The organism is uncultured Chitinophaga sp. (assembly GCF_902168175.1).
In the GTDB taxonomy this organism is placed as follows: domain Bacteria; phylum Bacteroidota; class Bacteroidia; order Chitinophagales; family Chitinophagaceae; genus Chitinophaga.
In genome coordinates this window covers 55,148-78,816 of sequence record NZ_CABHOU010000010.1, presented here as the reverse complement: position 1 = coordinate 78,816, position 23,669 = coordinate 55,148, and the positions used below count along the sequence as shown (strand labels likewise).

Sequence of the window (23,669 nt, the reverse complement as noted above, 5' to 3'; positions counted from 1 at the left end):
GCACGTCGTAATAGACTGGGTGTGCGTCTACTTGTAGTTTCGTTGTGCCCTTGACAATAAGTAGACGCGGAATCAGTTGATGCTGGAAAAGGTGGCAATGCCATCTGAATTTTGTGTCATCGGCTGCCCAAATTGTTTTTGTATGGTTTTACTGCATTGATAAAGCATTCGATGTTGGATATTTTTACCCGATAGTGAGGTGCCGATGCGGTGGGGTTGATGCAGGATTAATACTAATCGCAGTAATGATGCAGTGTAGTAGAACTGAGCAAAGCAGCGTTCAATAACGAGTTTCCCGCTACGCCCATGTTTGGGCGGGTTATGAGCAAAAAAAATGCCTGGGCTTGCTTTTATAAAACACAAATATTTCATTTTATGAGATGTTTCATCTCGTTGCGACTATGCTATCGTAATCTGCAAATCTGCGGTTTATTTAATCGTTTGCGTTCAAAAGCGCAGAAAAAAAACTTTTCGAAATTATCTAGTTTGTCCGGTCCACTCATCCTAAATAATTGAAATTGATAGCACTATCAAGAAAATTTGAATCTTTAAAATTAGACTATTTAAATAAATACATTATTCATAGATAATTAACAGGTAAATAATTAAGTGTTTTGAGAAAAACAAGCTTTTAACAAATGTTTAACCAGATTTTTTTTGGGGATAATATTTTTCGTTAACTTGAGTGTACAGTCATCCAAAATCTGAATTTTTTATATCATCCAAAATCTGAATCTCTTATGAAAAAGGCGTTACTCCTTTTCACCATGCTCATGGTGGGTATCGGCCTGGTATTTTCTCAACAACGCCAGGTCTCAGGTACAGTACTCGGAGAAGATGGAGCCCCCATCCCGTTTGCTACCATTCAAATCAAAGGAACCACTACCGGAACAACGGCCAATCAGAATGGCCAATTCACTATCACTGCTCCCGCAGATGCTGTGCTTATAGTTCGAAGTGTTGGATTCACTAACATCGAAATTCCTATTGGCACTTCCCCGCGGCTTTCTGTAACACTTATTTCCGATTCCAAAAACCTCCAGGAAGTTGTGGTAACGGCCCTGGGTATTCAAAGAAAAAAGAATGAACTTCCTTACTCCGCCCAAAGCGTACGGGGAGAAGACATCAGCAAAACCCGTGATGCGAATTTTGTGAATTCTCTCTCTGGTAAAGTTTCCGGGTTGGAAATCAGGAAGAACAACAGCATTGGCGGTTCTACCAACATTGTACTACGTGGTGCCAAATCATTGCTGTACAGCAACCAGGCGCTTTTTGTAGTTGATGGTGTACCGGTAGATAACTCGAATACCAACGATGCTAACCAGGCTACAGGCCGCGGTGGTTACGACTTTGGTAATGCTGCTGCTGACATCAATCCAGATGACATCGAATCGCTGAACGTGTTGAAAGGTGCGGCCGCTGCGGCACTTTATGGTTCACGCGCAGCAAATGGTGTGGTAATGATCACTACCAAAAAGGGATCGAAAGGAATTGGTGTTACAGTTAACTCGGGTGTTAACTGGGGATTCATCGACAAAAGTACTTTTGTAAAGTACCAAAACAAGTACGGTGCAGGTTACAACCCGGTCACGCTTTATGAATCGCCTGATGGTTTCTTCCTCTGGCGCGATATGGACGGCGATGGCACCAGGGATTTAGTCGTGCCTTTGAGCGAAGACGCTTCGTTCGGTAAAGAGTTTGATCCCAACCTGATGGTGTATGACTGGACAAGCCTCACGCCTGGTATGCCTTCTTATGGAAAACCCCGTCCATGGATAGCCGGAAAGAACGACCCGGTTACTTTCTTCGAAGATGCCTTTGGCACCAACAACAGTGTAATGGTGGATGGAGGAAGCGATAAAGGGTACTTCAAACTCGGGTACACTAAAAACACAGAGAAAGGTATTTTGCCGAACAGTAAGGTGAACAAAGACATTCTTAACCTGGGCGCCTCTTACAACATTACACCAAAACTTACTGCTACGGGATCTGTTAACTTCTCCCGTGTTAAGGGCCATGGCCGATATGGTACCGGTTATGATTCGAAGAATATGGCTACCAACTTCCGCCAGTGGTGGCAAACAAATGTGGACGTCGCGGAACAGAAACAGGCGTACTTTGCAGATCGCAGGAACGCTACCTGGAACTTCGCCAGTCCTACAAACCTTAATCCAATTTACTGGGACAACAACTACTTTGTTCGCTATGAAAACTACGAGAACGATGATCGGTTCCGTACGTTCGGTAATGTAAGCCTCAACTATAAAATCCTCGATTGGCTCGATGTGCTGGGGCGCGTGTCGCTCGATACCTACGACGAGCAGCAGGAGGAAAGAATGGCGAAAGGCAGCGTGGATGTTTCCAACTATTCCCGCTACAACCGCACGTTCAGGGAGTTTAACTATGACCTGATGCTGAACGTGAATAAAGATTTTTCTAAAGATTTTAACCTGAAAGCGCTGGCCGGCGTGAACGTAAGGCGTACCAATATCCAGTCTGTTTTTGCTGAAACGAATGGAGGGCTGGTAATCGATCGCCTGTACTCACTCGCTAATTCGCTCAATAATATCGCTGCACCGGTAGAAAATTATTCAGAACTGGGTGTAGATGGTATTTTCGCCAGTGTGGGACTGGGTTACAAAGGGTTGCTCTTCCTCGATATCACCGGCAGGAGAGATGAATCTTCCTCACTACCAGACGATAATAACGTGTACTATTATCCATCTGCCTCCCTCGGTTTGCTGTTCTCGAAATTTCTGCCGGATGCTACCTGGATGAGTTATGGTAAAGTACGCGCCAATTATGCGGAGGTTGGTAATACCGCTCCGGCAAAAAGCTTAAAGGATACTTACGATAAGCCCACCAGCTTCGGTTCCGAAACATTGTTCTCGCTTCCATTACGAAAAAATAATCCTGAACTTAAACCCGAGCGTACAAAGAGTTTCGAGGCTGGTCTTGAAATGGCTTTCTTCGACAACCGCTACGGATTTGACGTTACATATTACAGGCAAAACTCCACCGATCAGATTTTCCCGGTTACAATTTCGTCGGCTTCGGGCTATGAATCTAAATTCGTAAACGCAGGCGATGTGGAGAACAAAGGCGTGGAAATTTCTGCTTACGCAACACCGATCAAAACAGCCGACTTCTCCTGGACACTGAACCTGAACTGGTCGCGCAACCGTAACAAAGTGTTGTCGCTGTTCGAAGATTCCAAAAACCTTCAGTTGGCATCTTTCCCTGGCGGTGTAACACTGAATGCCGCACTGGATGAGCCATATGGAACCATTCGTGGCAGAAACTTTGTATACAACGACAAGGGACAAAAACTGGTAGATGACAATGGTTTCTATCAAAGAACTTCAGGCGCTAACGAGATTATCGGTAACGTAAATCCCGATTGGATCGGCGGTATTGGTACCACTATTCGTTATAAAGGGATTTCATTGGGTGCGCTGGTAGATGTGCGTAAAGGCGGCGATGTATTTTCGCTCGACATGTACTACGGTTTGGCCACAGGTTTGTTAGCCGAAACGGCGGGTAATAACGAGTTGGGTAAACCGATACGTAGCGCGGCGGCCGATGATGGGGGAATTATCTTTCCTGGTTATACGGAAGATGGTAAAGCAAATGATAAGAGGGTAACGGTAGGCTATGGTACGCTGGGTTATAGCAGAAATCCAACTGCAGCTTTTGTGTACGATGCCAGTTACGTGAAGCTCCGCGAATTATCACTCACCTACACATTCCCACAGTCAATAATGGCAAGAATCAAAGTGATTAAAGGGATTGATCTTTCTGTGCTGGGCAGGAACCTCTGGATCATTCACAAAAATCTTCCTTACGCAGATCCGGAAGATAACCTGGGTTCTGGCAACTACCAGGGTTACCAGGTTGGTAGTTATCCCACCACCAGAAATATTGGCTTTAACCTGAAACTGAGATTCTAAAACTGACAACAATGAAAAAGCTTATAATCTTCATAGGGATGGTGGCAATGACTGCCTGCAGCAAAGATATCACCAATCTCAACGACGACCCGAAAAACCCGACTGATGTGCCGTCTTACACGTTGTTTTCCAACGCAGAAAAGAACCTGGCCGACATCATGACAACACCGAGCGTAAACCGTAATATCTTCCGGCTGGTATCGCAACAATGGGCGCAAACGACATATACCGATGAAAGCCGTTACGATCTGGGTACGCGTAATATTCCGCAAACATTCTGGAATACGCTGTATCGCGATGTGTTGGGTGATCTGCAGGAAGCGAAGCGGCTTATCCTCATAGATGGTTCTTACGACGATCCAAAGGAACAACGCAACGAACTGGCGATTGCCGACATCCTGCAGGTCTATACGTTTTCGGTACTGGTAGGTACTTTCGGAGATGTGCCTTATTCGCAGGCGCTTGATTACACGGTCGGTGCGCCGGAATATGATAAACAGGACGCGGTCGTGGCCGACCTCTTCTTGCGCCTGGATTCTTCCATCGCCGCTCTGGATGGTGCTTCCGGTAGTTACGACGATGTCGACCTTATTTATGGCGGCGATGTAAATGCCTGGAAAAAGTTCGCGAACTCGCTGAAGTTGAGGCTCGGCATTATGATTGTTGATGCAGATGCACAAAAGGCCAAAACTGTGATTGAGGCCGCTGCTGCCGGGGCTTTCAGCAGTAATGCGGACAACGCGGTGTTCGATTTTCTACCTACTCCTCCTAATACCAATCCGGTTTGGGTGGAACTAATCCAGAGCAATCGTAACGACTTCGTGGCGGCGAATACGATTATCGATATTATGAACGCACGCAACGATCCGCGCAGAGAATTTTATTTCTCAGCGGTGGGCGCTGATTATGTCGGTGGTATTTACGGTTCCGGTAATTCTTACGACTCCTACTCGCATGCTTCCGATAAAATTGTAGATCCGGCCTTCGAGGGATTGCTGCTCGATTTTGCGGAAGTCGAATTCATCAGGGCGGAAGCCGTTGAAAGAGGGTTTAACGTTGGCGGAACTGCGGCAGCTCACTATAACAGTGCAATTACTGCATCCGTGACTTACTGGGGTGGTACGGACGCTGCGGCTGCGACATACCTGTTGCAGCCAAATGTGGCGTATGCTACCGCGGCTGGTGATTACAAGGTAAAGATCGCTGTACAGAAATGGCTTGCTTATTACAACCGTGGTTTTGAAGCCTGGACTGAATGGCGCCGGCTCGATGCCCCTGTATTTAATGTGCCAAGTGGGCTCACTGCTGCCGATATTCCATTACGGTACACTTATCCGGTAACAGAGCAAAATATCAATACCCTTAATTATGATAAGGCCTCCGTTTCCGTAGGCTCAGATAAAGTAGGGGTTAAGTTGTTCTGGGATAAATTCTAAACTTTTTTTTCACTAAGATGGTATAGATGATTTAGATTTTGATTGACACTTATTTAATCATCTAATGCAGGCCTTCATCCGGGGGCCTGCTATTTTATACAGAGGCCGGACAAGGCTCACCGCCTGCATATTATAATACTGGCAGTATGTAGTTAACAAAAGTTTAACTATTTTTTTTGATGTCAATAAATTTTGCTTAAATTGAACACGTCAACCAAAATCTAAATCATTTGTGGCCTTTGATAAGTGTTTTACTTACAAACGGCCACGTCGGGCCCGAAAATCATTGCAGGAAACGGTTTTTGTAGTTCTCTCCAGCCTCCGTTCAGCCAAAAAGATGTTAATAATGCCCATTCAGCCTTAAACTGTGGTGCTATTTTAATGCATCAGCATCTCTTTCTAAAAAAGAGGCCTCAAATGCGAGGTCTCTTTTTTACTTTTGTGCTTTCTTTAAACTGTACATGATGGAAAATCAAAATGAGCAGCAGCTGAATATTGAATTGAGTGAAGAAGTGGCAGATGGATCATATGCAAACCTGGCCATCATCAACCATTCACCTACAGAATTTGTGGTAGATTTCGTGAATATAATGCCGGGATTGCCTAAGGCAAGGGTAAAATCACGTATTATTCTTGCGCCGCAGCACGCTAAAAGGCTCATGAGAGCTTTGGCGGATAATATAAAGAAGTACGAAAGCGCACATGGTGCTATCCAGGATGAAGAGCAGGTTTCTATACCCCTTAACTTCGGTGGGCCAACGGCACAGGCTTGATAATCAAATATTTATAGTAAAGAAGATACACGTTATTCAACCGGATGGACCAGCTTTTTTCTTACGAACATCTCAGAACATTTACCCGCAGCGTATTCCTTAAAATGGGTTGCTCCGAAGTGCATGCCGAACTGGCCAGTGAAGTACTGGTGTCGGCCGACCTCCGGGGGGTCGATTCCCATGGAGTAGCCCGTTTGTCGGGGTACATCCGCCTTTGGGAAGCAGGCCGTATTAACCCCAAGCCTAATATCCGCATTGTTCATGAAACGCCTAGCACGGCGGTTGTTGATGGCGATGGCGGGCTTGGACTGGTAGTAGCGCCCTTCGCTATGCAGGTGGCTATTGATAAAGCAGCCAACGTTGGCTCTGGCTGGGTAAGTGTAAAACATTCCAACCATTTCGGTATTGCAGGTTACCACGCCATGAAGGCGCTGGACCGTGATATGATCGGCATGGCCATGACGAATGCCAGTCCACTGGTAGCCCCTACGTTCGCCAAAGAACGTATGTTGGGCACAAACCCAATAGCAGTGGCTATTCCGGCTGGTGAGCAGCCTCCTTTTGTGGCAGACTTTGCCACTACAACTGCGGCTAATGGAAAACTGGAAATACTGCAGCGCAAGGAGCAGGAAGCTCCAACCGGCTGGGTGCAGGATAAAGCAGGTAACTCCTCCGTAAATGCCAACGAACTCAAATCTGGCGGGGCTTTGCTGCCCTTAGGAGGCGATCGTGACCACGGAAGTCATAAAGGTTATTGCCTGGGCGCGATCGTCGATATATTTTCGGCCGTGCTTTCCGGAGCAAATTATGGCCCATGGGCACCGCCATTCGTAAGTTTTTTACCTTTGCCCCCCGATCCTGTGGGTGAAGGGCTCGGGCATTTCTTCGGTGCCATGCGCGTAGACGCCTTCCGTCCGGCGGAAGAATTTAAATCGCATATGGATACCTGGATCAGTCGTTTCCGGAGTACAACGCCTATAAGTGAAGATCAGCCTGTATTAATACCCGGTGATCCTGAAAGGGAGATGGCAGCCAGCCGTATTCATGAAGGAATACCATTATTATTACCAGTGGTAAAGGATTTGAAAGAAGTAGCAGCTAAATTTGAACTTGATTTCTAAGTAATATAGAACAGCTAATAAAAAAATGAAAATTTTAAAATTTGGCGGTACCTCGGTTGGAAAACCAGAGCGTATGCATGCCGTAGCAAAGTTGATCACTGCAGATCAGGACGCGAAAATCGTGGTACTGTCTGCCTTGTCGGGCACTACCAACTCGTTGGTAGAAATTGGCCAGTCATTGTCAGAAGGTAAGAAGGAGCAGGCGAAGCAGCAGATCGACAAGCTGGAAGCACATTACCGTGCTTTTTGCAACGACCTGGTAACACAACCTGCAACCCAGGAAGCCGCCAAAGCGATCATTGACGAGCATTTTGAGTTCCTGAACATCATCCTCAAAATTTCTTTCAACGAAGCACTGAATAAAGATATCCTGGCTCAGGGCGAATTGCTGTCTACTAAACTGTTCTGCGTTTATATGCAGGAAACGGGTGTGGAAGCACACCTGGTGCCGGCGCTGGACTTTATGAGCATCGACGAGTACGAAGAGCCCGAAATTCCACGTATTAAAGTGAAGTTATCGAACCTGCTGGAAAAGCATGGTAACAAAGGGATTTTCGTTACTCAGGGTTACATCTGCCGTAACGCAAGAGGCGAAGTAGATAACCTGAAACGTGGCGGCAGCGACTATTCTGCTTCTCTTATCGGCGCAGCTATCCAGGCTTCTGAGGTACAGATCTGGACAGATATCGACGGTATGCACAATAACGATCCACGTGTCGTGAAAAAAACGTTCCCGATCGAGCAGTTGTCTTTCGACGAAGCGGCGGAACTGGCCTACTTCGGTGCTAAGATCCTGCATCCTGCGTCTATCTGGCCTGCACAGCACTTTAACATCCCTGTTAAGTTGCTGAACACGATGCAGCCGGAGGCTAAAGGAACAATTATTACAGAAATGCCAAGCGGCGACGGTGCTAAAGCCATTGCAGCCAAAGATGGTATCATCGCTATCAAGATCAAGTCGAGCCGTATGCTGCTGGCTTACGGGTTCCTCCGCAAGATATTTGAAGTGTTCGAGAAATACCGTACACCAATCGATATGATCACTACTTCGGAAGTGGCTGTTTCTATTACTATCGACAACCAGCAACACCTCGATCAGATATTGAAAGAGCTACAGCCGTTCGGTACTGTAGAATTAGACCACCATCAGGCAATCGTGTCTATCGTTGGTAACGAAGTTGCGGCTACGCCTTCCATCCTTAAGAAACTGTTCGAATGCCTGAACGAAGTGCCTTTACGTATGATTTCTTACGGCGGCAGCAGGCACAATATTTCTATCCTCGTGGGTGGACAGTATAAAGAGAAAACACTGCAACTGCTGAATAAAGGTCTATTCGGACTGGAATAGCAGTATCTATATTTTTGAAGATGCCGTAGCGACGTTGTTGCTGCGGCATTTTTGTTTTAAGGAGATGACGGATATTGTGGAGTTTGGAAATATTGATGGTGTTACTCCCGGGCTCCGGCACGCTGATACGAGTTGCCGTTAGCTTCAAAGTAAGTGTATACATTTCCGTGATAGAAGAGCTGATCATTGTTCAATCTAATTACTGCTGATGCAGTAAGTGATTGTTAGATTTACAATACGGTGTATACATCTGCCTGAAAGGGATAACTGAACGCTTGCACAATGTTGTTACTGTCGCTGAAGGGAGGAAGGGAGTAACCTTAAGATTCACAATACGGTGTGTACACCGCCGTAATAGCTGTACACCGTGAGAATCTTCACGCACCGTAAGTGACGCTCGAAAGATGTGTTTGGCCCATTGCTTCTCATGTAGGTACTAACATGGAGGATAGATGTAACGTGGATATAACCTGAGCGGCACATGAGCGGAGGGTGAGCGGACGATGAGCGGAGGGTTAGGTATGTTTTAGTATCCGCGGGTGTGTTTACGACAAGAGTGTAAAAACGCCCATAAAGGGTTCAGTCGCTGAAGGGAGTGACCTTCAGATTTGCAATATGGTGTATACACCGCCGTAATAGCAAGTAACATTGAGTGAATCTTCGAGCTCCCGCAAATGACGCTCGAAAGCAGTGTTTGCCCACTAATCGTAGGTACTAGCATTGAGGATAGATGTAAACGTGGATATAACCTGAGCGGCACATGAGCGGAGGGTGAGCGGCCGATGAGCGGACGGTTAGGTATGTTTTAGTATCCGCGGGTGTGTTTACGACAAGAGTGTAAAAACGCCCGTAAAGGGTTCAGTCGCTGAAGGGGGGTGACCTTCAGATTTGCAATATGGTGTATACACCGCCGTAATAGCAAGTAACATTGAGTGAATCTTCGAGCTCCGGCAAATGACGCTCGAAAGCAGTGTTTGCCCACTAATCGTAGGTACTAGCATTGAGGATAGATGTAACGTGGATATAACCTGAGCGGCACATGAGCGGAGGGTGAGCGGCCGATGAGCGGACGGTTAGGTATGTTTTAGTATCTGCGGGTGTGTTTACGACAAGAGTGTAAGAAACGCCCATAAATGATCCAGCGGCTGAAGGGAGTGACACAACGGCGGCTGAGTAGCGCCCTGCTGCTGGTCCCATAATAATTATCCCGCTGTACATGAAACGCTGGTTTCACGCCAACGTTCATGTACAAGGAATATAATCATAAATAATCTCCGGGGGGAAGGTTTGAAAGTGTTTAGTCTTTCATCTTCTTTTTAAGCTGGCTTACCTGCTCCTGCAGATGGGTAACGATACCTGCGAGGTGGTTGACGCTTACGCGTTGCTGCTGTGCCATCTTTTGAATAACAGCATCCGTCTGCCAGATTTCCAGGACATCGTCCATACTTACCGGGTAAGGCTCGTACTGGGGGTTGTCGGATACCAGGGTGAGCTTGCCTTTGGAACGGTTGCTTTTCATCAGGCGTTTATAGACGATACCTTCACGGGCAGTCACAACGATATGGGTTTCGTTGTTCTTGATGTCTTCCCAGCCTTCTACTTTGTGACAAACGATCACAGAGCCGGATGGGGTAGGCAGCATGGAATCACCTGCAATTTCGAACGCACGGTAGTCGCCGGCCCCGATCATCGGGAGGGTGAAGCTGTTGAGTTCATCGATAAATTCGTCGTCGTTAAAACCGGCAAGATAACCTGCAGCAGCTTTTACGGGAACGAACGTGATGTTTTGACGGCTGCTGCCCATCTTTTGCTGACGACGTTTTTCCAGGAACGTTTCCTTCGGAGAACTCAGATTGCGACGAAGTAAATCGTCGATGGATACACGGAACATATCGCTAACCAGCTCCAGTACCTCTGTACGGGGCTCTGCGCGCTCTTCTTCATATGCGCCAAGCAGGGAACGTTTGATGTTCAGCTTATCGGCGAATTCCTGTTGCGTCCAGCTTTTTTGCTTACGCAAATACTTCAGGTTTTGGCAAACTATAGACATCCCTAAATAATTTAGTAATATGATACTAACAAAATTAGCAAATATTTTTTATAAATACCAAATATATTCTTTTGCTTAACTTATTTTTGCCTGCACTATAACAAATCTGATTATGCATACTACTTTATTATTTATTCACTCCATCTTAAGATGGGTGATCGTACTGGCTGGTATCTGGGCCGTACTGCGCGCATGGAAAGGCGTTAGCAACAAAACACCATTTACGGCCTCCGACAACAAGGCGGGCCTGTTTTACATGATTTTCCTTGACGTGCAACTGCTGGTGGGCCTGGTGCTTTACTTTGCTACCAGCGTACTCACTAAAGCCGCATTGTCGGATATGGGCGCGGCGATGAAAACGCCTGAACTGCGTTTCTGGTCGGTAGAACATCTTACCATGGCTATCATAGCTATCGTATTGGCGCACGTTGGTCGCTCCAAAGTTAAAAAGGCCGGCACTGATGCTCAGAAACACAAAAAGGGGCTCGTGTTTTACGGTCTTTCGTTTCTGGTAGTAGTACTGCTGGTAGTAATGGTGATCGGCAAAGGAAGAGGTTGGCTACCTTCTTTATCGTAGTTTTTTAAGAAGTTTTAATATTGAAACAGGCGGCCGCTATAAACGGCCGCCTGTTTCTTTTATCCCTTGTCGGTGTTATATAATCTGAAGGAGTATATATAGGGTAGGGCCGATAATAGTACAACGGCCACGAATACGAGAAATACACCGGTCATGATCGGTAAAAAGAAACCGGCTACAAAAACAACTGCGCCTACCCAAATCCATAAACGCCCGGCCATCTGGTGGGTACGTGTCCATACGGCCTCGCTTAATAATGTCCATGGGGTACGCACACCCACGAAATTATTAGGGCGCAGCCGCCCCAGGTAATAACCAAGTACTGCTATCAGCACCCCTATTCCCGCAAATGCCCATTTTTCTGCCCCACGCTGGTAACCCAGTTGAAGCAGCAACACCACGAAACAAGAGAACACGGCCAGGTATATATGTATCGCAAAACGTATACGGTAGTACTCCCCCGCGTGCAGCGGGGCCTGCGAATGATTCGTTTCTTCTTCTGTTCGGGGGATATAACGGAAAAGGAAGTATAGTAAAAGGTTGGTGAAGAACAGGAAGATCATCAGTAGTAAAAATTCGCCTTTGTAGCCTACATACTCCGGCGTGCCGTCTACGGTGTAGTTGGTAGCTAACTGAAAAGGCAGCCTGTTCCAGATTATACCCAGGTAAACCATGGGTATAAGCAGTAACACGAGCAGTAAGATCTCTTTTAAATAATCCGGATGTTTCATATGTGGCCCTTTAAAGGTGAAGAAAAACTTTCCGTTGGCTTTAATCAGCAGGTACTACTATTATTTACATATATGGGGCCAAATAAGTTTTAAAAGCGGGGAAAATTATGAAATCATTTTACTAATTATTTTAGCAGAACTAAATAATTTAGTATTTTCGGTCTAGAAAAAGACGCATCATGATTTCCTTACAGCATAGATCGATCGCTCACTTTGACCTGGACTGCTTCTTCGTGTCGGCCGAATGCCTGAAGGACCAACGGCTGAAGGGGAAGCCATTGCTGGTAGGCGGAATGAGCGACCGTGCAGTGGTGTCAGCCTGTAGTTATGAAGCGAGGCGTTACGGCATTCATTCTGCCATGCCCATGAAAACAGCCCTTCGTCTTTGTCCGGATGCGATAGTGCGGTCAGGCGATATGGACTTTTACAGTGAATTATCGAGGGAGGTGACAGGACTGATCGCGGAATCGGCGCCTTTGTATGAGAAATCATCGATAGACGAGTTTTACCTGGACCTCACCGGTATGGATAAATACTTTGGTTCCTTACAGTGGACGTCGGAGTTGCGGCAGAAGATCATGAAACTCACAAAACTGCCGATATCCTTTGGACTGGCTTCTAATAAAATGGTATCGAAGGTGGCTACTAATGAAGCAAAACCGAACGGACAAATGGCCATTGAGTTCGGCGGCGAAAAATCGTTCCTTGCGCCGATGGCGGTAGACAAACTACCGATGGTAGGCAGGGAAACGGCGGCACAACTGAAACGCCGCGGGGTAGAAACGGTGAAAACGCTGAGTGAAATACCGCCGGGTTTACTGGAGGCCTGGATGGGCAAAAACGGGATCTCTTTATGGAACAGGGCAAATGGCATTGATGAGAGCCCGGTAGTGCCGTTTTATGAACAGAAATCGGTGGGTACAGAAAATACATTTTCTGCGGATACGATCGATATGCAGTTCCTGCACCGCGAGTTAGTACGCATGACGGAAAAAGTGGGATTCGAATTGCGGCAACAGGATAAACTGGCAGGTTGCGTGACGGTTAAAATACGGTACGCTGATTTTGATACGGTGACCAAACAGGCAGTGATCCCTTACACGGGATCAGACCATGTACTGCTGGAAAAAGTAACAGAATTATTTAACCGTTTGTATGATCGTCGTCAGCTGGTGCGATTAGTGGGCGTACGACTCAGCCATCTCGTAGCCGGTAAATACCAGATAAGCCTGTTCGACGACACCCAGGAGATGATCGCGTTATACCAGGCCATTGATAGTATTAAAAGTCAGTTTGGCTGGCAATATATTATGAGGGGGGCTACAGCATGTACCTGAATTGTAAAACATGGTTCAGTCTGCGTTACGGTACCATCAAGGATAAACAACTGGTGGCACTGGCGAAGGAATGGGGGATCACAACGCTGGGGCTTACCAATATCAACAGTACTACCGGCACCTGGGATTTTGTAAAGAATTGTTACGATGCCGGTATAAAGCCCATCATCGGTACCGAATGCCGCAACGGGTCAACTTTCTGTTACCTGCTACTGGCGCGCGATATGGAAGGATGGTTGCATATCAATAGTTTTTTGTCTGAACACCTGCACGAAGACAAACCTTTCCCGCAACGGGCGCCATTGATGCCGGGTACTTTCGTGGTCTACGCGTGGGGTACGCAACACCCGGCAACACTGGCGGCGCAGGAATTGATTGGCGTACGGCCGAGGGAACTGAACAAATTGTTCAGGTTAGATGTAAAATCGCTTGCAGATAAACTGGTGATTTTACAACCCATCACGTACAACTCTGCGGAAGCTTACCAGCTTCATAAGTTGTTAAGGGCAGTAGATAAAAACCTGCTGATTACACAGTTGCCGCCGGAAGAAACCGCTGGCGGGGATGAAGGTTTTATTCCTCCCTGGCAACTGCTGGAACGTTTTAAGGAGTATCCGACGATCGTACGTAATACGTTGCGGGTAATGGACTGCTGTAATATTGAGTTCGACTTTAATGAGCAGCACAATAAAAAATCGTTTACCGGTTGCCGTGTACGGGACAGGGAGTTATTGCGGGAGAAGGCGCTGGAAGGAATGGTGCATCGCTACGGGGCAGATAATGCGGAGGCGGTGCGGCGTGTCAACAAGGAATTGGAGATCATTGACAAGATGGACTTCAACGCCTACTTCCTGATTACATGGGATATCACCAGTTTTGCGCGTAGCAGGGGATTCTTTTACGTGGGAAGAGGCAGTGGTGCGAACTCGGTTGTGGCCTTTTGCCTGGAGATCACGAACGTTGACCCCATTAAGCTGAATCTGTATTTCGAAAGGTTCCTTAATCCACATCGCAAAAGTCCGCCGGACTTCGATATTGATTTCTCCTGGCGCGACCGTAACGAGGTGATTGAATATGTATTTGAACGTCACGGAGCAGCTTATACCGCGCTGTTAGGTACGGTGAACACTTTCCAGACGAATGCCATTGTACGCGAACTGGGAAAGGTATTTGGTCTGCCTAAATACGAAATTGACCGTATTCTCGAAGTGCCTTATCACACTTCGCTGGAGGCAGATAATATCCAGAAACGTATTTTGCGATACGGCAATATGCTGGACGGTTTCCCTAATCATCTGAGCATACATGCCGGTGGTATACTGATCAGCGAAGCGCCTATTCATCAATATTGCACTACCCATCTGCCACCCAAAGGTTTCAGCACCGCGCAGCTGGATATGCACATGGCTGAAACAATACACCTGCATAAGTTCGATATATTGAGTCAGCGTGGATTAGGCCACATCCGCGATGCGATAGAGCTGATACGGGAAAACAAAAAGATAGAAGTAGATATCGATGACGTGGAACATTTCATGCAGGATGAAAACGTGAAGGATAACCTGCGGCAGGTGAATACGATCGGCTGTTTTTACATAGAATCACCTGCAATGAGACAGCTATTGCAAAAATTGCGTTGCGATAACTACATCACGCTGGTGGCGGCTAGTTCGATCATCAGGCCCGGGGTAGCGCAGGCCGGTATGATGCGGCAATATGTATGGAACTTTCACCACTCCGAAAAAATTGAGTACCTGCACCCTGTCATGGAGCAGTTGCTTGGAGAAACGTACGGTGTAATGGTGTACCAGGAAGATGTGATTAAGGTTGCACATCATTTCGCCGACCTGGAACTGGCAGATGCAGATACGCTACGACGCGCTATGGCAGGCAAATATCGCGAACGGGCAAGCTTCAAACAAATCCAGGACCAGTTTTTCGAGAACTGTGACCGCCTCGGCCGCGAGCGCTCAGTGAGCGAAGAGGTGTGGAGGCAGATTTCCAGCTTTGCCAACTTCTCTTTTTCGAAAGCGCATTCTGCCAGCTTTGCCGTAGAAAGTTACCAGAGCCTGTTCCTGAAAACATATTTCCCAGCCGAATTTATGGTAGCCGTTATCAATAATTTCGGTGGGTTTTACGACCGTGAACTATACTTCCGGGAACTGGCACGGACGGGCGTAGCCATTCATCCTCCATGTGTAAACAATGGCGCGTATGCTACTAACCTTAAAGACAATGATGTTTACACCGGTTTTATACATGTTGATCGCGTGGAGAAAAACTGGATCGAAAGAGTATTGTCATGCCGCAAAGCCGACGGTCCCTACCAGGGGCTGGAGGACTTTATTGCGCGAACGTCGCCCGCCCCCGAACAACTGGACATCCTGATCCGGGTAGGGGCCTTTAAGTTCACCGGCGAAACAAAGAAAGAACTGCTCTGGAAAAGTTCTATGCTGCTCCGCAACAAAGTAGCGGACGATACCCGCCTGCCTTTGTTCCAGGATACCACCCGCGATTGGAAACTTCCCCAGCTTAGTTACCATGCGCACGAAGATGCATTCGATGAAATCGAACTAATTGGCTTTCCATTAAAGTCTCCGTTCGAAGTACTCGATCATAACCAGGAAAGCTACGACAGTGCATTGTCGCTCGAAAGCAAAGTCGGCTCCGAGGTAAATCTTTTAGGCTACCTCGTTACCCTCAAATATGTTCGCACCAGCAAAGGCGATCCAATGTGTTTCGGTACCTTCCTCGACAGGCGTATGCAGTACATGGATACGGTGCATTTCCCGCCCAGTCTTGAACGCTACCCGTTCAGGAAAGGAGGCTTCTATATCCTGAGAGGGAGAGTGATGGAAGAGTTTGGGGTGATAACGGTAGATGTTCAGTATATGAGGAAGATCGGGTATTTTGAGGATAAGGTGTTTGCGTGAGCGTGACATTTTTCTCCCCGTCATTTCAAATGGAGTGAAGCAATCATCCGCTCCGGTAAAGACACCTTGTGGCTGGCGTTTGCGAATGACGGAAGGGTTGTATTTCTATTATTGTGTTTATATGCGATGCAGGGTTTATTTGATGTGAAGACAGAACTGGATTGTTCATGCTGCTTGTAATGATGCCAGGGGTGGCGAAATTGTGCAGGTGTTATCATTGGGCCTTTATTCAATAATAAAAATAGGCAGCCAATACTGAAGCGCCGAACGTCAAACTCGCCGCTCAAACTCACCGGAGCGATTATTGTAGTAATTTCATCTCATGCAAAAATCAAAAGGCGGTAAGATTGTTCGGGAATGGCTGGCCCAAAAAGGGTTAAAGCCGTTCGCTTTCCAGGAGGATGCCTGGGAGCAATATCTGCTTGGCCATTCGGGCCTGGTGAACGCACCTACCGGGTTCGGTAAAACGTTCTCGCTTTTCCTGGCAGTGGTAATAGAGTGGATAGACCGGGAGCCTAAATTCAAAAGCAAAACGAAGAACGGTCTGCAGATGATGTGGATTACGCCGCTGCGGGCGCTGGCTAAAGACATTGCGCGGGCCATGCAGGAAGCTTTGGATGAACTGGACATTCCCTGGCAGGTAGGCATTCGCAGCGGTGATACGTCTACGGCGGTACGTGCCCAGCAAAAGAGGCAGATGCCGGAGATATTGCTTATTACCCCGGAAAGCTTACACATTCTGCTGGCCCAAAAGGAACATGCTAATGTGCTTAAAAATCTCCGCTCTGTAATTGTAGACGAATGGCACGAACTGCTCGGAAGCAAACGTGGCGTGATGGTCGAGCTGGGTATCTCCCGTTTAAAAGGACTCACGGAACTGCAGGGAAGGAAGCTGCAAACATGGGGTATATCTGCCACAATAGGTAATCTCGACGAAGCCCTGGAGGTATTGCTGGGCAAAGATACCTGGGCCGGTGTGATCATACGGGCCGAGCTAAATAAGAAGGTAGCACTGCATAGCATATTGCCCGACGAAATAGAGAAGTATCCATGGGCAGGACATTTAGGGATACGGCTCGTAAAAAAGGCATTACCAGTAATTGAAAATAGCAATACTACCCTGCTGTTTACCAATACCCGCTCACAATCCGAAATATGGTATCATGGATTGCTGAAAGAGAGTCCGGAGCTGGCGGGTATCATCGCATTACACCATGGATCTATCGATTCCGAATTGCGCATATGGGTGGAGGAAGCGTTGCATACCGGCACGTTAAAGACAGTGGTTTGTACCAGTAGTCTGGATCTGGGAGTAGACTTCCGACCGGTTGATACGGTAATACAGGTAGGCAGCCCGAAAGGTGTAGCAAGGTTCCTGCAACGGGCAGGCCGTAGCGGGCACCAGCCGGATGCAGTAAGCAATATATGGTTCCTTCCAACACATTCGCTGGAACTGGTAGAGGCAGCTGCGCTTAAAACTGCGATGAAGGAAGGACTGATCGAAAGCCGCATGCCGGTGATACTGGCCTACGATGTATTACTCCAGTACCTGATGACACTCGGTGTGTCGGATGGCTTCGATGCAAATGTTATCTGGGAAGAAGTGAAAGGAACGTTCTGTTTCCGGGAACTAACAGAAGACGACTGGCAATGGCTGTTATCATTCCTCACTACCGGCGGAGAGGCATTACAGAGCTACGATGAATTCAAAAAACTGGAACGCGACGAGAACTTCTACATCTGCCGCAACCGTACCATCGCGATGCGGCACCGCCTGCATATCGGTACCATCGTAAGCGACGCCATGATGAAGGTGAAGTTCATCAGTGGTGGCTACATCGGCGTTATAGAGGAATCGTTCATCAGCAGGTTGCAGCCTGGCGACGCCTTCAGTCTCGCAGGTCGTAACCTCGAATATATCATGATCAAAGACATGACAGCGCTTGTTAGAAAATCCAATTCAAAACGAAGCATCGTGCCGAGCTGGATGGGAGGGAGAATGCCATTATCAGCCAATCTGGGAAAAATGCTGCGACGGAAATTCCAGGAAGCCATTGCCGGCAACAGTGAGGAACTGGAACTGAAAGTGCTGCGCCCTTTGTTTGAATTGCAGCAACAGTTATCGTACATCCCTGCGGAGCATGAATTGCTGATGGAGCATATACAAACCCGCGATGGCTATCACCTGTTCGTATATCCCTTCGAAGGCAGGCTGGTGCATGAGGTGATGGCTACATTGCTCGCCTGGCGGATCAGTCAGCGGCACGCGATTACATTTTCTATTGCAATGAACGATTACGGTTTTGAGTTACTGAGCGATCAGCCAATACCGGTTGATGAAACGAATGCAAAGGAGCTGTTCTCCCTTGATAATCTGAATATAGATTTGCAGAGCAGTGTGAACGCAACCGAAATGGCAAAGCGTAAGTTTCGTGATATAGCCGTTATTGCCGGGCTCATATTTACCGGTTACCCGGGCAAGAGCAAAACCAACCGTCACCTGCAGGCTTCATCATCACTCATATTTAACGTGTTTAAAGATTTTGATCCTTATAACCTGTTGCTGCGGCAGGCATTTAATGAGGCGTTCTTTTACCAGATGGAAGAAGCCAGGCTGCGCGATATGCTGGAACGTATCAACGCCGGCGATATCGTTATTGCACGACCTGAGCGGCTTACCCCTTTCTGTTTCCCTATTAAGGTAGATAGCCTGCGGGAGAGCCTTACCAGCGAAAAGTTAGAGGACAGGATCAAAAAAATGCAGTTACAACTGGAGGCCGACTAAACCTCATTTTTTCATCTCTTTATTCTCCCCTATTTTTGCAGCGTGGAAGATATTTCGTTTCATTTCAGGGAACAGCATTGGCGTGTTTCGGCAGGGAAAGGTTTGTATTGGGAAGAAGAACGCGCACTGATCGTTTCAGACCTCCATCTTGGTAAATCGGCACACTTCAGGAAAGCAGGCATCGCTATACCAGGGAATATTGTGCAGGAGGACCTTTTCTGCCTGCAACAGCTTATTGTTCGTTACAACCCGGAAAAGCTCATTATTGTTGGCGATATGTTCCATAGCGTAGCCAATAACGAAGTGAATTACTTTAAGCTCTGGCGCAGGCAATTTCCCCAGTTGCAATTTGACCTCATTACCGGTAATCACGATATCATGGGTGAAAGCGTATACCAGGATCTGGAGATACGTCAGTACGATTCCTTACGCCTGCATAACATTCATTTTGTGCATGATGCCGCTGATGCGCCACCTTCTAAAGCGTACTATGTGTTATCAGGCCATATTCATCCGGGGGTACGAATGAATGGTTATGGCAGGCAGAGTCTTCGTTTACCCTGTTTTTATTTTGGGCAGCAGTATGCAGTACTACCAGCTTTCAGCCATTTTACTGGTATGTTCACCATAGAGCCACAGGCCGGCGAGCCGGTGTTTGTGTTGGCAGAAAAGAAGGTGATAAAGATGCAGTAACGGCTGGTAGATCAATTTTTTGTTGGGAGAAAAGAAGCGGCAGTTACTTCGTAAACAACAACCTCACGCCCACAATCAGCAAAGCGCCCGCAAGGGCAATAATAATCCCTTTAGGTTTTACTTTGTGAGATAAGCCTGCGCCAAGTTGTGCGCCGGCAATCACACCTGCTCCAATGCAGAGGGCTGTTTGCCATCCTTCCCAGAAACTGCCCTGTATCATATGTACGATCGTGCTGCTAAGTGCCATCACGGCTAAGATAGCGTGCGATGTTGCCGTGGCAATATGTATGGGGAAGTTAAGCAGGCTAACCAGTGCGGGTACGTGAATAATACCGCCACCTATGCCCAGTAAACTGGAGAGGAAACCAACGAAAAAGCTGATCAGGATGCCGTTCCAGAGATTGAAAGAGAATTGATATTTTTCCCCGCTGGCATCGGTAAGGTTGCGGCTTGTAAGTTTACCCTTGTTAAAACCTGTTGCGTAAGCACCCTGCTGCGGTTTCAGTATCAGGAAAACGGCGATAACCACCAGCAGGCAGCCGAGAATAATATTAAATACATGCCTTGAAATATAACCCGTGGCCAGGGCACCTATAATAGAGCCGGGCAGGGTAGCCAGCGCAAATACGATCGCAGATTTGTAATCAATACGCTTCATGCGGGCATAAGCAGCCGAGCCGGAAGCTGCATTGAGGAACACCACGCAGAGTGAGATGCTGGTAAGAACGTCCGGCGGCATGTCGGGGTACATGAGCAGGAGCAGGGGCATAAGTATAAATCCTCCGCCCGCGCCAATGAGTGTACCAAAGGTGCCGATCAGAAAACCTATTCCTATCATTAAAAGTGCTGTAAGCAATGTCATGCCTGGTTATCCTTTATACTTAATTGTCATTTCCCCAAAAGTGTCGAAATTAAACCGTGCAGATGTATTGGGCAACACTACCATTGCTGGCAGTTATAAATTGTTTTGGCCGTTGCTTGTAACTGTTGCGTTCAAAAAATCGTACTGATGGTTGGTTTTACTTCATATTCAGTTATGAAGTTTTTTTGCTGCTGGTAAAGGTAGTCTTTTTTTAATATCCCGGTATGTACAGGCGTCGTTTGTAAGGGTGGTGGGTAGCTGAAAGCATTGATAGTAAAGGGAGTTATGTATTTGTACGGCAACAGGATTTTTTGGGATAAAGATGAGTTAAACAGATATAGAGTTGTTTTTCTTTATATATAGTTGTTCTATAAAAACCATCATTTTAGTGTACTAATAACATCGGCCAAATGGCTGTAATAGCGAAGCTTATCCATATTGTTTTAATATCTCCCGTAGATCGTCAAGCGTGTTGATCTCATCTGCCTTTTTATCCTGTCGCCAGCGGTTGATCCTGGGGAAGCGCAATGCGATGCCGGATTTATGCCTGCCGGAAGCAGCAATGCCCTCAAAAGCCACTTCGAACACAAGCTCGGGCTTCACCGTCCGTACAGGCCCGAACTTTTCCAGGGAGTTACGTTTGATCCAGTTGTCTACCTGGGCTATTTCCTTGTCGGTGAGCCCGGAATAGGCTTTGGTGAACGGTACCAGTTGCCCGCCATCTCTAACAGCAAATGTGTAGTCGGTGTAAAGGTTCGAGCGGCGGCCATGCCCTTTCTGGGCGTAAATCATCACGGCATCTATCACCAGTGGGTCTACCTTCCACTTCCACCAGTCGCCACGTTTACGGCCAACCTGGTAGGGGGATGCGATCCTTTTGAGCATCAGTCCTTCGCTTCCATTATCTCTTGCCTGCAAACGCAGTGCGGTCAGTTGGTCCCAGTTATCGAAATTAATGGATGGGCTCAGGCGCAGGGCAGGGTGGTTTACCTGCTCTACCAACTGCACCAGCAACTGCCGGCGCTCCCGCAGCGGTAGCGGACGGATGTCTTCGCCCTGCCACTCAAGCAGGTCGTAACAGAGCATCGATACCGGTGCTTCCTGCAACTGTTTCTTTGTTACATTTTTACGGCCTATACGGGTTTGCAGCGACTGAAAGGGTAAAGGCCGGTTCTGTTCTCTGTCGAAACTGAGTATCTCTCCGTCTATCACGGTACCATTGGGCAGCAGTGGCAGTAGTGGAGTAAATTCAGGGAACTTGTCGGTAATCAGTTCTTCCCCGCGCGACCAGGCAAACATTTCTTCATTCCGTTTGATGAGCTGACCGCGAATACCATCCCATTTCCACTCCGCATTCCATTCCTCCGGGCTGACCAAACTTTCCGGGCCGTTATCAAGGGCGTAGGCCAGGTAGAAGGGGTAAGGTTTTGAATTATCTGTCTGCGTGTTTTCGGTGCTTAAAAGATCGCTGAGTAATGTAGTCTGCGGGGCCCAGTTACCACTGATCATATGGGAAAGTGTGGCGGGCGCTATCTGGTAGGTTTTGGCAAGGGCGTTTACCATCATACTTTGGGATACGCCAATACGGAAGCCTCCGGTAATGAGTTTGTTGAACACCAGGCGTTCACTATTGGGTAGTTCTTCCCAGCTTTGCAGGATGAAGGATTGTTTTACTGATTCCTCGGCTGTTGTGAGTTGCAGTAATTGCTCCAGCCAGTAATGCAGTGGCTGGGCAGCAGCTTTGCGCTCGGGCTCGGGCAATAACAGCGCGATGGTTTCGGCAAGGTCGCCTACCGTGTGGTAACATTCTTCGAACAGCCATTCGCTAAGTCCTGTTTTCTGCATGCACCAGGTCTTTAGCTGCGTAGAACTCACCACACGTTTAGGGCGCCGACCAGAAAACAGGGCCAGCACCCAGGGTTTGTCTTTTTCATCGGCGGTGGCAAAATAGTAGCTCAGGGCCTCCAGCTTTTCGTTGGTTTTGGTGCTGTTACTGAGCGTTTTTACCAGGCTTGAAAAATGATACATAAGCTTATGTTTCTGTAGTTACTTCTTTTTCTTCTTCCTCCTGTCCGAACTCGGTCTTTACTTCACCTGCCTCTAATCCCTGCTCCTGCAAATAACGGGCAAATGTGCTGCTGAAGCCGTGGGTAACGAACACGCGTTCGGCCCCGGTGGCTTTCACGGCATCGAGCAGGCCTGGCCAGTCGGCATGGTCGGATATGGCAAAACCTGCGTCTGCGTTACTACGCCTCATATTACCGCGCACCTGCATCCAGCCGCTGCATACGCCTAAAGCGTATGGATTAAATCTCCTCATCCACGTGCTGCCTGCGGCAGAGGGTGGGGCAATAATAACGCTGTCGGTGTAGGCAGATTTGGGTGTGTCGGGCGTGATGCGTTCCACTGCAGGCAATGGCCAGTGTTGTTGCTGCAATACTTCCTGTGCGTTGTAAATGGCGCCGTGTACCATGAATTTCGATACATGGTCTTTGAGGTTGTAGAGCAGCCGCTGGGCTTTGCCAAGACTGTAAGCCAGCAGTACGCTGTTTTTACCCGCCTGGCGATTGCTTTGTATCCATTCACGGATATCGGAGAATATTTGTACCTGCGGTTTCCATGTATAGATAGGCAGGCCAAAAGTGGATTCGGTTATGAACGTGTGGCACTTCACGGGCTCAAACTCGCCGCTGATGCCATCGTTCTCCGTTTTATAGTCGCCGCTTACTACCCAGCTCTGGCCTTCATGTGTGATCTTTACCTGTGCCGAGCCTATCATATGGCCCGCGGGATAAAGACTTACACTCACACCATTGATGAGCAAGGGCTCACGGTACTTGATACCCTGTACGGATATATCCTGCCCAAGCCGCAGTTGCAGTAAGGGCACACTATCGGTATGACAGAGGTAATGTTTGTTACCCCAGCGGGCATGGTCTGAGTGGGCGTGGGTAATTACCGCACGGTCAACAGGTTTCCAGGGGTCGATGTAAAAATCGCCCGCCGGGCAGTAGATGCCCCTGTCGGTGAATTGCAGGAGGTTCATGGTAATGCTTTATCAAGAAGCGGGCCG

Annotated in this window: 16 protein-coding genes; 10 read left to right on the top strand and 6 right to left on the bottom strand. The window is 47.6% G+C overall.

Going from position 1 to position 23,669, the window contains the following annotated elements; translation table 11 throughout:
• Positions 1–72: 72 nt before the first annotated feature.
• The gene (locus tag QZT80_RS01075) at positions 73–372 is read right to left on the bottom strand and encodes a hypothetical protein (RefSeq protein WP_295116744.1); all 300 of its coding nucleotides are present in this window, start codon (positions 370–372) and stop codon (positions 73–75) included.
• A gap of 368 nt (positions 373–740) precedes the next feature.
• On the opposite strand from QZT80_RS01075, the gene QZT80_RS01070 reads away from it, so the two are divergent.
• From QZT80_RS01070 to QZT80_RS01050, 5 genes are all read left to right on the top strand, one after another.
• Positions 741–3,950, top strand: coding sequence for a SusC/RagA family TonB-linked outer membrane protein (locus QZT80_RS01070; RefSeq protein ID WP_295116742.1), 3,210 nt, complete (start codon positions 741–743; stop codon positions 3,948–3,950).
• 11 nt (positions 3,951–3,961) lie between these two features.
• Positions 3,962–5,386, top strand: a complete 1,425-nt coding sequence (locus QZT80_RS01065; protein WP_295116740.1) for a SusD/RagB family nutrient-binding outer membrane lipoprotein — start codon at positions 3,962–3,964, stop codon at positions 5,384–5,386.
• A 461-nt stretch (positions 5,387–5,847) separates the two neighbouring features.
• Positions 5,848–6,159, top strand: a complete 312-nt coding sequence (locus QZT80_RS01060; protein ID WP_367112843.1) for a DUF3467 domain-containing protein — start codon at positions 5,848–5,850, stop codon at positions 6,157–6,159.
• Positions 6,160–6,203: 44 nt separating this feature from the next.
• Positions 6,204–7,280, top strand: a complete 1,077-nt coding sequence (locus QZT80_RS01055; protein ID WP_295116738.1) for an Ldh family oxidoreductase — start codon at positions 6,204–6,206, stop codon at positions 7,278–7,280.
• Positions 7,281–7,305: 25 nt separating this feature from the next.
• The gene (locus QZT80_RS01050) at positions 7,306–8,628 is read left to right on the top strand and encodes an aspartate kinase (RefSeq protein ID WP_295116736.1); all 1,323 of its coding nucleotides are present in this window, start codon (positions 7,306–7,308) and stop codon (positions 8,626–8,628) included.
• A 1,297-nt stretch (positions 8,629–9,925) separates the two neighbouring features.
• Here the strand turns inward: QZT80_RS01050 and QZT80_RS01045 are convergent.
• The gene (locus QZT80_RS01045; protein WP_295116734.1) at positions 9,926–10,648 is read right to left on the bottom strand and encodes an XRE family transcriptional regulator; all 723 of its coding nucleotides are present in this window, start codon (positions 10,646–10,648) and stop codon (positions 9,926–9,928) included.
• 142 nt (positions 10,649–10,790) lie between these two features.
• Here QZT80_RS01045 and QZT80_RS01040 point away from each other — a divergent pair, with 142 nt between their 5' ends.
• Positions 10,791–11,255 carry a hypothetical protein gene (locus QZT80_RS01040; protein ID WP_295116732.1) on the top strand — a complete coding sequence of 155 codons (465 nt, stop codon included), beginning with the start codon at positions 10,791–10,793 and terminating at the stop codon, positions 11,253–11,255.
• A gap of 59 nt (positions 11,256–11,314) precedes the next feature.
• Here the strand turns inward: QZT80_RS01040 and QZT80_RS01035 are convergent, their stop codons facing one another.
• Complete coding sequence (locus QZT80_RS01035) at positions 11,315–11,986, bottom strand: SdpI family protein (RefSeq protein ID WP_295116730.1); 672 nt, start codon at positions 11,984–11,986, stop codon at positions 11,315–11,317.
• A 179-nt stretch (positions 11,987–12,165) separates the two neighbouring features.
• On the opposite strand from QZT80_RS01035, the gene dinB reads away from it, so the two are divergent.
• The 4 genes from dinB to pdeM all read left to right on the top strand — a co-directional run bounded on the left by dinB (position 12,166) and on the right by pdeM (position 19,734).
• Positions 12,166–13,323, top strand: coding sequence for a DNA polymerase IV (dinB, locus tag QZT80_RS01030; protein ID WP_295116727.1), 1,158 nt, complete (start codon positions 12,166–12,168; stop codon positions 13,321–13,323).
• Positions 13,314–16,256, top strand: a complete 2,943-nt coding sequence (locus QZT80_RS01025) for a DNA polymerase III subunit alpha (RefSeq protein ID WP_295116725.1) — start codon at positions 13,314–13,316, stop codon at positions 16,254–16,256. Before dinB ends, QZT80_RS01025 begins: the two co-directional genes overlap by 10 nt.
• Positions 16,257–16,578: 322 nt before the next feature.
• Positions 16,579–19,041 (top strand): ligase-associated DNA damage response DEXH box helicase, encoded by a 2,463-nt coding sequence (locus QZT80_RS01020; protein WP_295116723.1) that lies wholly within the window; start codon positions 16,579–16,581, stop codon positions 19,039–19,041.
• A 42-nt stretch (positions 19,042–19,083) separates the two neighbouring features.
• On the top strand, positions 19,084–19,734 hold the full coding sequence (gene pdeM, locus QZT80_RS01015; RefSeq protein WP_295116722.1) for a ligase-associated DNA damage response endonuclease PdeM: 651 nt from the start codon (positions 19,084–19,086) through the stop codon (positions 19,732–19,734).
• 43 nt (positions 19,735–19,777) lie between these two features.
• Here pdeM and QZT80_RS01010 read toward each other — a convergent pair whose 3' ends face one another.
• The 3 genes from QZT80_RS01010 to QZT80_RS01000 form a co-directional block, all read right to left on the bottom strand.
• A complete protein-coding gene (locus QZT80_RS01010) occupies positions 19,778–20,596 on the bottom strand; it encodes a sulfite exporter TauE/SafE family protein (protein ID WP_295116720.1) in 819 nt (272 codons plus the stop codon).
• 429 nt (positions 20,597–21,025) lie between these two features.
• Positions 21,026–22,624 (bottom strand): ATP-dependent DNA ligase, encoded by a 1,599-nt coding sequence (locus QZT80_RS01005; protein ID WP_295116718.1) that lies wholly within the window; start codon positions 22,622–22,624, stop codon positions 21,026–21,028.
• A gap of 4 nt (positions 22,625–22,628) precedes the next feature.
• Complete coding sequence (locus tag QZT80_RS01000; protein WP_295116716.1) at positions 22,629–23,642, bottom strand: ligase-associated DNA damage response exonuclease; 1,014 nt, start codon at positions 23,640–23,642, stop codon at positions 22,629–22,631.
• Positions 23,643–23,669: the final 27 nt, after the last annotated feature.

What these genes read in the sequence shown, in the direction of transcription:
- QZT80_RS01020 (WP_295116723.1), top strand. Translation starts at nt 16,579, where the DNA reads ATGCAAAAATCAAAAGGCGGTAAGATTGTTCGGGAATGGCTGGCCCAA.
- QZT80_RS01035 (WP_295116730.1), bottom strand. Translation starts at nt 11,986, where the DNA reads ATGAAACATCCGGATTATTTAAAAGAGATCTTACTGCTCGTGTTACTG.
- QZT80_RS01070 (WP_295116742.1), top strand. Translation starts at nt 741, where the DNA reads ATGAAAAAGGCGTTACTCCTTTTCACCATGCTCATGGTGGGTATCGGC.
- QZT80_RS01060 (WP_367112843.1), top strand. Translation starts at nt 5,848, where the DNA reads ATGATGGAAAATCAAAATGAGCAGCAGCTGAATATTGAATTGAGTGAA.
- QZT80_RS01065 (WP_295116740.1), top strand. Translation starts at nt 3,962, where the DNA reads ATGAAAAAGCTTATAATCTTCATAGGGATGGTGGCAATGACTGCCTGC.
- QZT80_RS01075 (WP_295116744.1), bottom strand. Translation starts at nt 372, where the DNA reads ATGAAATATTTGTGTTTTATAAAAGCAAGCCCAGGCATTTTTTTTGCT.
- QZT80_RS01025 (WP_295116725.1), top strand. Translation starts at nt 13,314, where the DNA reads ATGTACCTGAATTGTAAAACATGGTTCAGTCTGCGTTACGGTACCATC.
- QZT80_RS01055 (WP_295116738.1), top strand. Translation starts at nt 6,204, where the DNA reads ATGGACCAGCTTTTTTCTTACGAACATCTCAGAACATTTACCCGCAGC.
- dinB (WP_295116727.1), top strand. Translation starts at nt 12,166, where the DNA reads ATGATTTCCTTACAGCATAGATCGATCGCTCACTTTGACCTGGACTGC.
- QZT80_RS01050 (WP_295116736.1), top strand. Translation starts at nt 7,306, where the DNA reads ATGAAAATTTTAAAATTTGGCGGTACCTCGGTTGGAAAACCAGAGCGT.
- QZT80_RS01010 (WP_295116720.1), bottom strand. Translation starts at nt 20,596, where the DNA reads ATGACATTGCTTACAGCACTTTTAATGATAGGAATAGGTTTTCTGATC.
- QZT80_RS01000 (WP_295116716.1), bottom strand. Translation starts at nt 23,642, where the DNA reads ATGAACCTCCTGCAATTCACCGACAGGGGCATCTACTGCCCGGCGGGC.
- QZT80_RS01005 (WP_295116718.1), bottom strand. Translation starts at nt 22,624, where the DNA reads ATGTATCATTTTTCAAGCCTGGTAAAAACGCTCAGTAACAGCACCAAA.
- QZT80_RS01040 (WP_295116732.1), top strand. Translation starts at nt 10,791, where the DNA reads ATGCATACTACTTTATTATTTATTCACTCCATCTTAAGATGGGTGATC.